Source organism: Shewanella sp. KJ2020, assembly GCF_024197625.1.
Lineage (GTDB): Bacteria > Pseudomonadota > Gammaproteobacteria > Enterobacterales > Shewanellaceae > Shewanella.
Map to the genome: position 1 here is coordinate 18,729 of NZ_JAKUKD010000026.1, position 14,280 is coordinate 33,008.

The 14,280-nt window shown below is 49.2% G+C and carries 13 protein-coding genes; 9 read left to right on the forward strand and 4 right to left on the reverse strand.

What is annotated here, in order from left to right; genetic code table 11:
• Positions 1–3: 3 nt before the first annotated feature.
• The 4 genes from putP to hslR all read right to left on the reverse strand — a co-directional run bounded on the left by putP (position 4) and on the right by hslR (position 4,953).
• Positions 4–1,500 carry a sodium/proline symporter PutP gene (putP, locus tag MJO46_RS13790; protein WP_253989792.1) on the reverse strand — a complete coding sequence of 499 codons (1,497 nt, stop codon included), beginning with the start codon at positions 1,498–1,500 and terminating at the stop codon, positions 4–6.
• 419 nt (positions 1,501–1,919) lie between these two features.
• Positions 1,920–3,461: a phosphoenolpyruvate carboxykinase gene (locus MJO46_RS13795; protein ID WP_253989793.1), complete on the reverse strand. Its 1,542-nt coding sequence runs from the start codon at positions 3,459–3,461 to the stop codon at positions 1,920–1,922.
• 200 nt (positions 3,462–3,661) lie between these two features.
• Positions 3,662–4,522, reverse strand: coding sequence for an Hsp33 family molecular chaperone HslO (gene hslO, locus MJO46_RS13800; RefSeq protein ID WP_253989794.1), 861 nt, complete (start codon positions 4,520–4,522; stop codon positions 3,662–3,664).
• A 32-nt stretch (positions 4,523–4,554) separates the two neighbouring features.
• Positions 4,555–4,953: a ribosome-associated heat shock protein Hsp15 gene (hslR, locus tag MJO46_RS13805; protein WP_253989795.1), complete on the reverse strand. Its 399-nt coding sequence runs from the start codon at positions 4,951–4,953 to the stop codon at positions 4,555–4,557.
• A gap of 250 nt (positions 4,954–5,203) precedes the next feature.
• On the opposite strand from hslR, the gene gspC reads away from it, so the two are divergent.
• The 9 genes from gspC to gspK all read left to right on the forward strand — a co-directional run bounded on the left by gspC (position 5,204) and on the right by gspK (position 14,234).
• A complete protein-coding gene (gspC, locus tag MJO46_RS13810; protein WP_253989796.1) occupies positions 5,204–6,127 on the forward strand; it encodes a type II secretion system protein GspC in 924 nt (307 codons plus the stop codon).
• 24 nt (positions 6,128–6,151) lie between these two features.
• Positions 6,152–8,269 (forward strand): type II secretion system secretin GspD, encoded by a 2,118-nt coding sequence (gene gspD / locus MJO46_RS13815; RefSeq protein WP_253989797.1) that lies wholly within the window; start codon positions 6,152–6,154, stop codon positions 8,267–8,269.
• Entirely contained in the window at positions 8,262–9,827 is a 1,566-nt protein-coding gene (gene gspE / locus MJO46_RS13820; RefSeq protein ID WP_253989798.1) for a type II secretion system ATPase GspE, read from the forward strand. The genes gspD and gspE overlap by 8 nt, the downstream gene beginning before the upstream one ends.
• A gap of 3 nt (positions 9,828–9,830) precedes the next feature.
• Positions 9,831–11,054: a type II secretion system inner membrane protein GspF gene (gspF, locus tag MJO46_RS13825; RefSeq protein ID WP_253989799.1), complete on the forward strand. Its 1,224-nt coding sequence runs from the start codon at positions 9,831–9,833 to the stop codon at positions 11,052–11,054.
• A 64-nt stretch (positions 11,055–11,118) separates the two neighbouring features.
• Positions 11,119–11,553, forward strand: a complete 435-nt coding sequence (gene gspG / locus MJO46_RS13830; RefSeq protein WP_011715426.1) for a type II secretion system major pseudopilin GspG — start codon at positions 11,119–11,121, stop codon at positions 11,551–11,553.
• A gap of 1 nt (position 11,554) precedes the next feature.
• On the forward strand, positions 11,555–12,127 hold the full coding sequence (gene gspH, locus MJO46_RS13835) for a type II secretion system minor pseudopilin GspH (protein WP_253989800.1): 573 nt from the start codon (positions 11,555–11,557) through the stop codon (positions 12,125–12,127).
• Positions 12,114–12,482: a type II secretion system minor pseudopilin GspI gene (gene gspI / locus MJO46_RS13840; protein WP_253989801.1), complete on the forward strand. Its 369-nt coding sequence runs from the start codon at positions 12,114–12,116 to the stop codon at positions 12,480–12,482. Before gspH ends, gspI begins: the two co-directional genes overlap by 14 nt.
• Positions 12,463–13,239, forward strand: coding sequence for a type II secretion system minor pseudopilin GspJ (gene gspJ, locus MJO46_RS13845; RefSeq protein WP_253989802.1), 777 nt, complete (start codon positions 12,463–12,465; stop codon positions 13,237–13,239). Before gspI ends, gspJ begins: the two co-directional genes overlap by 20 nt.
• Positions 13,236–14,234, forward strand: a complete 999-nt coding sequence (gspK, locus tag MJO46_RS13850; RefSeq protein ID WP_253989803.1) for a type II secretion system minor pseudopilin GspK — start codon at positions 13,236–13,238, stop codon at positions 14,232–14,234. Before gspJ ends, gspK begins: the two co-directional genes overlap by 4 nt.
• The last annotated feature ends 46 nt before the right edge of the window (positions 14,235–14,280 follow it).

Consider the following 14,280-nt stretch of genomic DNA (forward strand, 5'->3'; position numbering starts at 1 on the left):
TCCTTAGCTTTCCTCGGCCAATACACGACCGGCCTGATGGAATTGCTTAGTGGTTTTAGGACAAGGATCGGTATCGAATCGGCTGACGAGATAGATAACAGTACTGCTCACCACAAAGCCTGGGATCATCTCATACACTAAGCTACTCAAGGTCTTACCATCGGCAAGCACTGGCGCGTAAATCCAAAAAAGTACCGTGAGTGCTCCTGAGATAATGCCTGCAATCGCCGCTTTATGGGTGAGGTTCGCTTTATACAAACTAAACAACACCAGCGGACCAAAGGCGGCACCAAAGCCTGCCCAAGCGTTACTCACAAGGGAGAGGATGCTGTTAGAGCGGTCGAGCGCCAGCAAGGTTGCCACTATCGCCACACCAGCAACCCCGTAACGGCCCATTTTTACCATCTCTTTTTCGCTCGCGTCTTTCTTCGAGAGGGTGCGGTAAATATCTTCGGTCAGTGAACTCGACGAGACTAATAACTGCGATGAAATCGTGCTCATAATGGCTGCTAAAATCGCTGCCAGCAGGAAGCCGCTGACCAAGGGGTGGAATAGTAACTCTGAAAATACGATAAAGATGGTTTCAGGGTCTGACAGTTTCATCCCAAATTTATTGGCGTAGGCAACGCCCACTAATCCCGTCGCTAAGGCGCCGATAATAGTCACTGTCATCCAACTCATGCCGATGCGTCTCGCGGTTTTAATGTCGGCGACCGAGCGGATCGCCATAAAACGCACAATAATATGCGGCTGGCCGAAATACCCAAGCCCCCACGAGAGGCTAGAGATTAGCCCAAGCAGGGTCACATTTTGCATGGCATCGGTAAAATGTGGGATCGACTGATAGGCAAAGTTCATCATGCGGTCGGCGCTGGTAAATTCTTGATAGGCCACGAAAGGCACTAAGACCAAGGCGACAAACATGATGCAGCCCTGCACAAAGTCGGTGAGGCTGACGGCTAAAAATCCCCCCAGCAGAGTGTACGACACCACTACGGCTAAGGTAACGACAAGGCCAATATCGTAGTTCAGACCAAAGGCCGATTCGAATAACTTGCCGCCCGCGACTAAACCCGCCGAGGTATAGAGGGTGAAAAAGATCACTATGATGGCGGCGGCAATAATACGAATGCTGTTATCGGCCTGACCAAAGCGTTTAGCGAAGAACTCAGGGATCGTCAGCGCGTTATCGGCGACCTCGGTATAGACCCGCAATTTGGGGGCGACCACAAGGTAATTGATTAGAGCACCGATTAATAATCCGAGGGCGATATAGAGGGTTTCAAACCCAACGAGAAACATAGCACCGGGCAGTCCCATTAGCATCCAGCCACTCATATCCGAGGCGCCAGCCGAGAGTGCAGTGACTTGGGGGCTGACTTGGCGGCCACCTAAAATATAGCCGGATACATCATCGGTCGACTTGCGATAGGCGAACAAACCAATAGCGAGCATGGCAATAAAGTAAATAGCCAATGAAACGTAAGAGAGGGAGTTCATCGATCATCTCCTCCTAGTGCTTTGTTATTGCTAATGAAACACTGTTTCAAAATGACTAAGAGGTAGGTACTTAACAGGGCATATAAACAGAAATATTGAATGGATTCCGTGAGGTGTTCCCAGAGGGAACCTATAGCCTGTGAGATGGGATTTTCATCTGCAGCATGTACCGCTGACATAATGTCTCCTTAGTTTTAAATGTGAATGAGGGAAGGAAATAGCGCTAACATAATATGCGCACCAGCTATCTATTAAGACGTTTTAGAGACAAAAATTCAACCTAAAATTAAATTTCTTTCGTTTTTTTAAGAGATAAATACGGGTAAATCACCTAAAAAAGTACGATATTCACGCCCAATAAAAAGCGCCGATTCATTACTGGATCGGCTTTTTTGCATATATTTCTTTGACTTAAGTACTTATGCCTTTGGACCTGCGTTGCGGATAGCGTCGGATACTTGATACTTCGCGAAGTTTTTTGTGAAAGCTTCGGCTAGTTTTTGAGCATATTCGGCGTATAGCGCTTTATCGCTCCAGGTATTCATTGGATTGAGTAAATTGCTATCCACACCCGCCACAGCGACAGGAACGGCAAGGTTTAAGGTGTCTAAGTGGACGGTTTCAACATCTTTCAACTCACCGCTGACAATCGCATCGACGATAGCGCGGGTCGTTGGAATATCGAAACGCTTACCAACGCCATGGGGGCCGCCTGTCCAGCCAGTGTTGACTAAGTACACTTGGCTGCCGAAGGACTCAATGCGCTTCATCAGCAGTTCAGCATACACGCCTGCAGGGCGAGGGAAGAAAGGCGCGCCGAAGCAAGTTGAGAAGGTGGATTGAATCGCCGAGGTTGAGCCGATTTCAGTCGAACCCACTTTGGCGGTATAACCCGACAAGAAGTGGTACGCCGCCTGTTCTTTGCTCAGGATAGAAACCGGTGGCAATACGCCAGACACGTCGCAGGTTAAGAACACTACCGCATGGGGCTCGGCGCCGCGGTTGTCTTCTTTACGCTGGGCGATATGCTCTAGCGGGTAGGCTGCGCGGGTGTTTTCCGTCAGGCTGCCGTCTTTGTAGTTTGGTACGCGATGTTCGTCCATCACGACGTTTTCAAGTACAGTGCCGAAACGAATTGCATCCCAAATCACGGGCTCATTTTTTTGGCTTAAATCGATACATTTGGCGTAGCAACCGCCCTCGATATTAAATACGCCGCTCGGTGCCCAGCCGTGTTCATCGTCACCAATCAGGAAGCGCTTTGGATCGGCCGATAGCGTGGTTTTACCCGTGCCAGATAGGCCGAAAAATAGCGTAGTGTCGCCATCTTTACCTACGTTGGCCGAGCAGTGCATAGGTAGCACACCTTGGGCTGGTAGCAGGAAGTTCTGCACCGAGAACATAGATTTTTTCATTTCGCCGGCGTATTTCAGGCCCGCGAGCAGTACTTTGCGTTCGGCGAAGTTTAAGATCACCGCCGCCTCTGAGTTGGTGCCATCGCGGGTTGGATCGCAGACAAAGTCAGGGGCATTAATGATTTGCCATACGGGCTTATCTTGGCGGTTAAATTCTTCTGGAATGATAAAAAGATTGCGGGCAAACAACTGGTGCCAAGCGTATTGAGTGGTGACTCTTACTGGTTGATAATGTTCTGCATCTGCGCCCACTTCGAGGTCGGAGACAAACAGCTCTTTATCGGCGAGGAAAGCTTCTACCCGCGCCCATAAACCTTCGAAGGCACCCGCATCAAATGCTTGGTTAACTGGGCCCCATTCGATATCGGCTGCCGAACCGGGTTCTTTTACAATAAAACGATCGCCGGGTGAGCGGCCTGTGCGTGTCCCTGTTTTTGCGACTAATGCGCCATTGGCAGTCAATTCACCTTCGCCGCGTAGCAGGGCAAATTCGACCAGTTGTGCTGTTGAGGGGTTGTAGTGAACGCGGTGTAATCCATCCGCCATAGTGAGGTCTCCATGTATTTGTATTTATGAGGTTATTTTTATTATCGATCGTCTGCCGATTTGTTTTATTTATCACCCGAGTCATGCTCGGGGACAAAGTGTGGCGATTGTAGCCTAAGCGGGGAGTAAAGTGTGAGCTAGATCGCTGCGGAATAAAAAAATGGGCACAAAAATGTGCCCATTTTTAATTAATCTATTGATTACTGTTGGGTATTTGCCGATTGACCGTTGGCGAATATCGCCGCGATATCTATGCCATCGAACACATAGTTTGCGTTGCAGTATTCACAACCCATAGCGACATTGCCATCTTCGGCCAGAATGGCTTCAACTTCGGCGCGGTCGAGGGTCTTAATTGCTGCTGCGCTGCGCTCCCGTGAACAAGTGCACTTAAAGCTCACCTCGATAGGGTCGAATAGGCGCACTTCTTCCTGATGATATAAACGGTGTAATACGTCCTGCGCCTCTAAAGTGAATAACTCTTCGGCCTTAATGGTCGAGGTTAACTGGCTCAAATGTTCGAAGTCATGGTTGTGATCTTCTTGGCTTGGCAGAATTTGTAGGAACATCCCCGCCGCTTGTTTACCGTCAGCAAATAACCAGAGTGAGGTAGGCAACTGCTCAGATTGATTGAAGTATTCCTCAACACAGGCGGCCAATGTGGGCTTATCTAATGCCACAACCCCTTGATAGCGTTCACCTTCGTCTGGAGTGAGGGTGATCACCATATAGCCTTCACCAAAGAGTTCGGCAAGGTTAGCGTCATCGGCTAACGCGCCATCCCAGCGTGCCACACCGCGGAGTTGTTGCAGGTTATTGCCGTTGATCACCGCCAGTGATACTGGACCATTTCCCTGTAACTGAACACTGATATCCCCACTGAACTTTAAGGTGGCGGTTAACAATGAGGTTGCGGCCATCAGCTCGCCGAGCAAAACCTGTAGCACTGGGGGATAGGCATGTGAACCTATCACATGTTGATAGCTGTCTTGCAGTTGTACCAGTTCACCACGCACATCGGCATTATCGAACAGGTAGCGGTGTAAAATATCTTGGTTCATCTTGTGTCTCACTATTGAGTAACTTTTAAAGCCTAGAAGTCTTTAAACCGAATGAGCTGACGTCGTTGCTTCTTATCCGGTTTATGGTCTGGCGCAGGATTATTGAGTATGTTCAATCGCCTGGCTTCGGCGTTTACCGCGCGTTTTGCCACACTGCTTGCCGTTTCTTCGTACAATTCTTGCGCAATTGACGCACTTTGGCGCAATTCTGATAATTTTTTTATGACGATCTCTTTGTCGTCATATCCCTGGCGTATCTTAAGGACGGCACCTATCTCGGCATTCTTACTAGATTTGGCGCGCGCGCCGTTGTAATGTACTTTGCCGCCATTGATTATTTCCTTGGCAATGGCGCGGGTTTTGTAAAAACGCGCGGCCCACAGCCATTTGTCGAGTCGAACACTGGTGTTGTCGCTAGAACTTTGCGTCATAGTGTCTCCAAGATAAAAGATCGATGAGTTCACATGCTGAGTAATAAAATGCGTGAGTCGCATTTCTATTATGTTAAAGGGAGGCATGCTTCACACCCTTTTAAGGCGGGCAAAGTTAGCATAATTGGGCAATTTTCGCCAATTGCAATACTGTTATGGGGTTGTTGCCAAATGCAGCCTAGGTTAGCATGTGGCGGGCATTATTATTACCTAATCAGAACAGAGACCTGTATTGAGGGTCCACATAAATATGGATTTATTAGATAAAGTTATCGCGAAAGCCGCCGGTATCCCACATAAGCCATTGAGCCAGTTTGTTTTTTGGCTAGGTTTAGTGGTGAGTTTACTGTTAGCCGCGCAAATTACATGGAAACTCGTACCGACAACCTCATCCCCAAGCGCTTGGTCCCCGACGGCCGTGACGACTGGAAAAGGGGCTGGACAAGTCGATCTCGCCGCTCTGCAACAACTGGGACTCTTCGGCACTGCCGCGCCTAAATCCGAGCAACCTAAGGCTGAAGTCGTTGAAACTGTTACCGATGCACCTAAGACGACCCTGTCTATCCAGTTAACGGGTGTGGTGGCTTCGACGGCCGATCAAAAGGGTCTCGCCATTATCGAATCCAGTGGCAGCCAAGAAACCTATAGCCTTGGCGATAAGATTAAAGGCACCTCAGCCTCACTTAAAGAAGTCTACGCCGACCGTATTATTATCACCAACGCAGGCCGCTATGAGACCTTGATGCTCGACGGTCTAGTGTATACCAGTCAAAGCCCCGCCAATCAGCAGTTACAAAAAGCCAAGGGCGATAAGGTTGAAGTCGCTAGCCGTGTCGATCAGCGTAAAAATGCCGAAATCTCCCAAGAGTTGGCCGAATCCCGCAGTGAGCTATTGGCCGACCCCAGTAAAATTACCGATTACATCGCCATTTCTCCGGTAAAACAGGGCGAAAATGTGGTCGGCTATCGTCTGAATCCCGGCAAAGATGTCAATTTATTTAAACAAGCAGGCTTTAAAGCCAATGACTTAGCCAAATCGATTAATGGATATGACCTGACAGTAATGAGTCAGGCATTAGAAATGATGAGCCAATTACCAGAGCTAACTGAAGTTTCCATTATGGTTGAGCGGGAAGGACAATTGGTTGAAATCATGTTTAGTTTGCCGCAATAACACGCGTTAGAGGAAAGTAAAATAATGAATAACAAAAGGATTCGACGCAAACTGATTGCCGGAGTTGTGGCGGGCGCCGCCATGTTTACCTCCCAATTTGTTTGGTCCGAACAATATGCGGCCAACTTTAAAGGCACCGATATCCAAGAATTTATCAACATCGTTGGTAAAAATCTGAATAAGACCATTATTGTTGACCCAACGATACGCGGCAAAATCAACGTGCGCAGTTACGACTTGCTGAACGATGAACAGTATTATCAATTTTTCCTCAACGTCCTGCAGGTCTACGGCTATGCGATAGTCGAGATGGAAAATAACGTTATTAAGGTCATCAAGGATAAAGACGCCAAAACCGCTGCTATCCGTGTTGCCAACGATAACGACCCAGGCCTTGGGGATGAAATGGTGACCCGTATTGTGGCGCTGTATAACACAGAGGCGAAGCAACTCGCGCCGCTGCTGCGTCAGTTAAACGATAACGCCGGTGGCGGCAACGTGGTTAACTATGATCCGTCAAACGTGTTGATGCTCTCTGGCCGTGCTGCCGTGGTGAATAAGTTAGTGGAAATTGTTCGCCGCGTGGACAAACAGGGCGATACCTCGGTACAAGTGGTGCCGTTAGAGTTCGCCTCCGCCGGTGAAATGGTGCGGATTATCGATACCCTCTACCGTGCAACGGCGAACCAATCGCAATTACCCGGGCAAGCACCCAAAGTGGTCGCGGATGAGCGTATTAACGCCGTTGTAGTGAGTGGCGATGAAAAGAGCCGCCAGCGTGTGGTTGAGCTTATCCACCGCCTCGATGCCGAGCAGGCGAGCACAGGCAATACTAAGGTGCGTTATTTACGCTATGCCAAGGCGGAAGATTTAGTCGAAGTGCTGACCGGTTTTGCGCAAAAACTAGAAGGTGAAAAAGATCCAAGCGCCCAGGCTGGTGCTAAACGTCGCAATGAAATCAACATTATGGCGCATACCGATACCAATGCTCTGGTGATCAGTGCCGAGCCAGATCAGATGCGCACCATAGAGAGCGTGATCAACCAGCTCGATATCCGCCGTGCACAGGTACTGGTTGAAGCCATTATCGTGGAAGTTGCCGAGGGGGATAACGTTGGCTTTGGTGTGCAATGGGCCTCAAAATCGGGCGGTGGTACTCAGTTTAATAACCTAGGCCCAACCATAGGCGAAATCGGTGCGGGTATCTGGCAGGCGCAGGGAGAAGATGGGGACACAGTCACTACTATCGATGGTAATGGCAATCCCGTCACGACAACAAATCCAGATACTAGAGGTGATGTGACTCTGCTAGCCCAAGCCTTAGGTAAAGTTAACGGTATGGCTTGGGGTGTGGCCATGGGTGACTTTGGCGCGCTGATTCAGGCCGTCTCGAGTGACACTAACTCTAACGTACTCGCAACGCCTTCTATCACCACCTTAGATAACCAAGAAGCCTCGTTTATCGTCGGTGATGAAGTCCCTATCCTGACGGGTTCAACTGCCAGCTCGAACAACAGCAATCCATTCCAAACCGTTGAGCGTAAAGAGGTTGGGGTGAAGCTTAAAGTGGTGCCGCAAATTAACGAAGGCAACGCCGTTAAACTGGCTATCGAGCAGGAAGTCTCTGGCGTTAATGGTAACACGGGTGTGGATATCTCCTTTGCCACTCGTCGTTTAACTACCACAGTGATGGCCGATTCGGGTCAAATTGTAGTGCTCGGTGGTTTGATCAACGAAGAAGTGCAGGAAAGCGTGCAAAAGGTGCCTTTCCTTGGCGATATTCCTATCCTAGGCCATCTGTTCAAATCTTCTTCCAGTAAGAAGACCAAGAAGAATCTGATGATCTTTATTAAGCCAACCATTATCCGTGATGGTGTGACTATGGAAGGGATCGCGGGTCGCAAATATAACTATTTCAGAGCCTTGCAGCTTGAGCAGCAGAATCGTGGTGTCAATCTAATGCCTGATACTCAAGTACCAGTATTAGAGGAGTGGAACCAGTCTGAATACTTGCCGCCGGAAGTGAACGATATTTTAGAGCGTTATAAAGAAGGTAAAGGTCTAGATACTCAGATGCGTAAAACGGACTCTACCCTCAAGACGCTGGATGAAAACAAAAAGAAAGATGATACCAATGAGTGAGATACAAGTATCCCAAGTCGAGGATTTAAGCCTAGTGTCGAATGAACTAGGTCTTGAAGCCGAAGGTGATGAGGTATTTCGCTCCAGCAGTAAAGAGCGCTTACCCTTCGCCTTCGCCCATCGCCATGAGGTGATTTTGGCCTATGGTGAGAATGGCGAACTGAGCTTGTTTTATACGGCTAAAACTCCTTTGGCAGCCATGCTCGAAGCGCGCCGTTATTCGGGGGTGGATTTACCCTTAGTGCAGCTCGAGGCGGGTAAATTTGAGGCTAAATTAACCCAGGCCTATCAGGCTAATTCCTCAGAGGCCCAGCAACTGATGGAAGATATTGGCAACGAGATGGATTTATTCACCCTTGCCGAAGAGTTGCCGCAAACCGAAGATCTGCTCGAGGGCGATGATGACGCCCCCATTATCAAGCTGATCAACGCCCTGTTATCCGAAGCTATTAAAGAAGAGGCCTCGGATATCCATATCGAGACCTACGAGAAACAACTGGTAGTGCGTTTTCGTATCGATGGTGTACTCAAGGAAGTGCTTAAGCCAAACCGTAAGCTATCGTCACTGCTAGTGTCGCGGATTAAGGTCATGGCGCGCCTCGATATTGCCGAGAAACGTGTGCCCCAGGATGGCCGTATTTCCCTGCGAATTGCGGGCCGTGCTGTGGATGTGCGGGTATCGACTATGCCATCGAGCCATGGTGAGCGGGTCGTGCTGCGTTTACTCGATAAAAATGCCGGTAATCTTGATTTAAAACAATTAGGTATGACGGATAGTATCCGCGTTAAGTTCGATGAACTTATTCGTCGTCCCCACGGCATTATCTTAGTCACGGGCCCTACGGGTTCTGGTAAGAGTACGACCTTATATGCGGGGCTTACCGAAATCAACTCGAAGGATACCAATATTTTAACTGTTGAAGATCCCATAGAATATGAATTAGAAGGCATAGGTCAAACCCAAGTTAACACTAAGGCGGACATGACCTTCGCCCGTGGTCTGCGGGCGATCCTGCGTCAAGACCCCGATGTGGTGATGATAGGTGAGATCCGTGACCTTGAAACCGCGCAAATTGCGGTGCAGGCGTCACTGACGGGGCATATGGTGATCTCGACTCTGCACACTAACACCGCATCCGGTGCTATCACCCGTCTGCAGGATATGGGCGTTGAGCCATTCCTCGTATCCTCGAGCTTGCTTGGCGTATTGGCCCAGCGCTTGATCCGCACCCTCTGCCCAAAATGTAAAATCGAGCACGTTCCCGACGAACGTGAGCGTGAATTGCTCGGGATAAGTGCGGATGATCATCGGTATATTTTCCGCGCCAATGGCTGTAAGGCCTGTGGTAATAGTGGTTACCGTGGTCGTACAGGTATCCACGAGCTACTGCTGGTGGATGATAATGTGCGCGAGCTTATCCACGGCGGTCGTGGTGAGTTAGCGATCGAGAAATATATTCGTCAGTTTGTACCGAGTATTCGCCACGATGGCATGAGTAAAGTGCTCTCAGGCATCACCACACTCGAAGAAGTGCTCAGGGTGACCCGCGAGGAGTAAGCTATGCCAGCATTTGAATATAAGGCGCTGGACGCCAAGGGAAAGCAACTCAAGGGCGTGATAGAGGCGGATACCGCCAGACACGCCCGCAGCCAATTGCGCGATCAGCGCATGATGCCGTTGGAGATCCTCCCCGTCACCGAGAAAGAAGCTAAAGCCAAGAGCAGTGGTTTTGCTTTTTTTAAGCGGGGGATCTCGGTCGCTGAACTCGCGCTGATCACCCGCCAAATTGCCACCTTAGTTGCTGCCGGTTTACCCATTGAGGAATCCCTCAAAGCTGTCGGACAACAGTGTGAGAAGGACCGTCTGGCGAGCATGATTATGGCGGTGCGCTCTAGGGTCGTCGAAGGTTATAGCCTGGCGGACTCCCTCGCAGAATTTCCACATATTTTTGATGATTTATACCGCGCCATGGTGGCCTCGGGTGAAAAGTCCGGTCACTTAGAAGTCGTGCTCAATCGGCTGGCCGATTACACTGAACGCCGCCAACAACTCAAATCTAAGCTGCAGCAGGCGATGATCTATCCCATAGTGTTAACGCTTGTGGCTATTGGGGTGATTTCGGTATTACTTGCGGCTGTGGTGCCCAAGGTGGTGGGACAATTCGAGCATATGGGCGCCGAACTGCCAGCGACGACTCGTTTCTTGATTGCCGCCTCGGACTTTGTACAAAATTATGGCCTGTTTTTGGTGCTAGCCATTGTGATGCTGTTCGTTGTGTTTCAGCGAATGTTGAAATCGGTGGCATTTAGGATGAAATACCACAGTTTTTTGCTGAAAATGCCCGTCATTGGTCGAGTCAGTAAGGGCTTAAATACCGCGCGTTTTGCCCGTACCTTAAGTATCTTATCGGCCAGTTCGGTGCCTCTGCTCGATGGCATGCGTATCGCCAGCGAAGTCTTACAGAATGTCAGAGTTCGGGCGGCCGTGGATGATGCTACCGCTCGGGTTCGGGAAGGAACTAGCCTAGGCGCCGCGTTGACTAACACTAAGCTGTTTCCAGCAATGATGTTATATATGATTGCCTCGGGAGAGAAGAGTGGCCAGTTAGAACAGATGTTAGAGCGGGCCGCGGACAACCAAGATAGGGAATTTGAGGGGAATGTGACTATTGCCCTTGGGGTATTCGAACCTATGTTGGTGGTGAGCATGGCTGGGGTTGTGCTCTTTATCGTGATGGCAATTTTGCAACCTATATTGGCGCTAAACAATTTGATTAGCGGTTAATTTTTTAGATTTATGGGCCATGGACATTCTGTAATGGCGTCGGTTTTTTTAGGAGAAGTAATAGATGCAAATGAATAAAAAACACAAGGGTTTTACCTTACTCGAAGTGATGGTGGTGATCGTTATCCTAGGTATTTTAGCCTCTATGGTGGTACCAAACTTAATGGGTAACAAAGATAAAGCCGACCAACAAAAAGCCGTATCTGACATAGTCGCCCTCGAAAATGCCTTAGATATGTACAAGTTAGATAACGGTGTCTACCCAACGACCGAGCAGGGTTTAGAAGCCTTAGTGCAAAAGCCAACCATTTCGCCAGAACCGCGTAACTACCGTGAAGAAGGCTATGTGAAACGTCTGCCACAGGACCCATGGCGCAATAACTATCTGTTGTTGAGCCCAGGCGAAAACAGCAAGCTCGATATTTTCAGTGCAGGCCCTGATGGCCAACCAGGTACCGAGGATGATATCGGTAACTGGAACCTACAGAACTTCCAATAGGATGTTAAAGCTGCGTCACGCCGGCTTCACCTTAATGGAGGTGATGCTGGTGATCCTGCTGATGGGACTCGCCGCTGCCGCGGTGACTATGTCTATTGGCAATTCTGGGCCACAACAGGCGCTAGAGAGAACGGCGCAGCAGTTTATTGCCGCCACCGAATTAGTGCTCGATGAAACCGTATTGAGCGGCTATTTCGTCGGTATCGTGGTTGAAAAAACCAGCTATCAGTTTGTGTATTATAAAGACAGTAAATGGCACCCTCTGGAGAAAGACAGAATACTGTCTGAAAAACAGATGGATCCGGGTGTAACCCTCAATCTGGTGCTCGATGGTTTGCCCTTAGTGCAAGAGGATGAAACCGAGGAGTCTTGGTTCGAAGAGCCACTGATAGAGCCTTCGGCCGAGGATAAGAAGAAACACCCAGAGCCACAGATCCTGTTGCTGCCAAGTGGTGAAATGAGTGCCTTTGAACTCAGCTTTATAGCAAAGACAGACCAAGGTGAGATCGATGTGTTGGTTGTTGGTGATTCACTTGGCCGCTTAACCCTAGGACGCCCCGATGAAGTACGCTAAGGGCATGACCTTACTCGAGGTGATCGTCGCGCTGGCGGTGTTTTCTATCGCGGCCGTGTCTATCACTAAGAGCTTGGGTGAGCAGATGGCAAATATGCCGATTCTGGAATCGCGTACCTTGGCCCAATGGGTAGCCGATAACCAAATGGTGGATGCCAGACTCGACCCTCAATTTCCAGAACTTGGCAAAAAAGAAGGACAGGTAGAACTTGCGGGTAAGGATTGGTATTGGCGTAAAGAAGTGGTGAAAACTACGGATGATAACTTTCGGATGATCCGCATTAGCGTCAGCGAAGATGAGCGTTATCAGCGTATTGCAGCACAAGTGAGCAGTTATGTTCTTAAAACAAACTAGGGCTCACAGGGGGTTTACCCTGCTTGAAATGCTGATCGCGATTGCGATTTTTGCCATGATAGGTTTAGCCGCCAATGCGGTATTAAGCACAGTATTGACTAACGATGAAGTGACAAAAAACTTCTCGGTTCGTTTAAAGGCATTGCAGCAAGGTTTTGGCGCGATAGAGCGAGACCTGAGCCAAATGGTGGCGCGTACCCCCAGATTACTTGAAGGTGGCCGCGGTAATACCGTCTTTCAGACTGGCAATGATATTTTAGAGTCGGAGTCTGAGGCCTTAGTATTCTATCGATTAGGCTGGCTCAATCCCGACGGTTTGCTGCCCCGCGGCAGTTTGCAGTCTGTGGCCTATGTCGTGCGGGAAGGGCGATTGGAGCGTTGGTATTTTCCCTATCCAGAACCCGAATTCGGTGCCGAGCCGCTTAAAACGGTGATTATCGACAAAGTGTTATCGGTGGAATACTCCTTCTTTATGGAAGATAAATGGGAGCGTAAAGTCGAGGCGACTAAGCTACCTAAAGCCATTGCCATGGAAGTCGAAATTGAAGGTTTAGGCAAAATCCAGCGTAAGTTTATGCTGCCGCTGGGTGCTAGCGCCCCAGAGAAGTCTAAGGATGACGATAATAAAGACGACAATCCGGACGATGCGAACAAAGATAAAGATGATGATGGCAGTGGTGATGGTTCGGGGAACGACCCGGGTGATGATTCTGGCGATCCAGGAAATGGCGATCCTGAAGATGAGGGCCGCGAATGATAACCCCATTGCGGTCTAAACAGCGCGGCGTTGCCTTAATCGTGGTACTGCTGATCGTGGCCTTGGTGGTGATTATTGCCACCAACATTACCAGTCGCAATCAGTTGTCGATGCGCCGAACCTTAAATTTAGCCCAGTACGATCAAGCCTATTGGTACGCGATGTCGGCCGAAGAGTTAGCGAAGAAGATCCTCAAGCAGGACTTAGAGGACTCAGAAGGCCGAGTGCACAGGCAGCAATATTGGGCGATGAGTGATGTGGTTTTTCCGGCTGAACATGGTGAAATTGGCGGCAAGATCACCGATATGCGGGCCTGCTTTAATTTAAATGCCCTGTCGGTCACCACAAAAGAACTGGAAAACGGCCAACCTAAACTGCCCTTAGCGGCGAGACAATATAAGGCATTATTAACCAGTTTAGGGATGGATGACTTTACCGCGGACCATCTTACGCAAACTCTGAAAGATTATATTGATGAAGATACAGTGGCGAGTCCCTATGGCGCCGAAGATGCGGAATACGAAGCTCGACATGTTCCCTATCGTGCGGCGAATACCCTGATGAACCACCGCAGTGAGTTAAGGGCCGTGATAGGTTACACCCAAGATATTTATCTGAAATTATTGCCCTATATTTGTGTTATTCCGGGGAATGATAGACAACTGCTCAATGTAAACACCCTAGAGGGCGAGCAAGCCGCACTGCTCGCCGCCATGGTCGATAATCAGATATCCGTCGGCGAGGCAGAAAGCATTATTAATCAACGCCCCGGTGATGGTTTTGCTAAGATTGATGATTTTTATGGCTCCTCCTCCATGGGGTCGATCAAGTGGGAAGATGCGATGAAGTCCAGTTTTGTGGTGGACAGCCAGTATTTCCTCCTTGCCTCTGGCGCTAAGGTCGACAACGCCATCTTTAGGATGGAGAGCGTGCTCAAAACGAGCAGCGGTAACAAAATCGATGTGCTCACCCGTCAGTTTGGTGGACAAAAATAATAGCAAACACGCTCAACCTTTAAGGTTGAAGCTGGTGGAGAAAAAC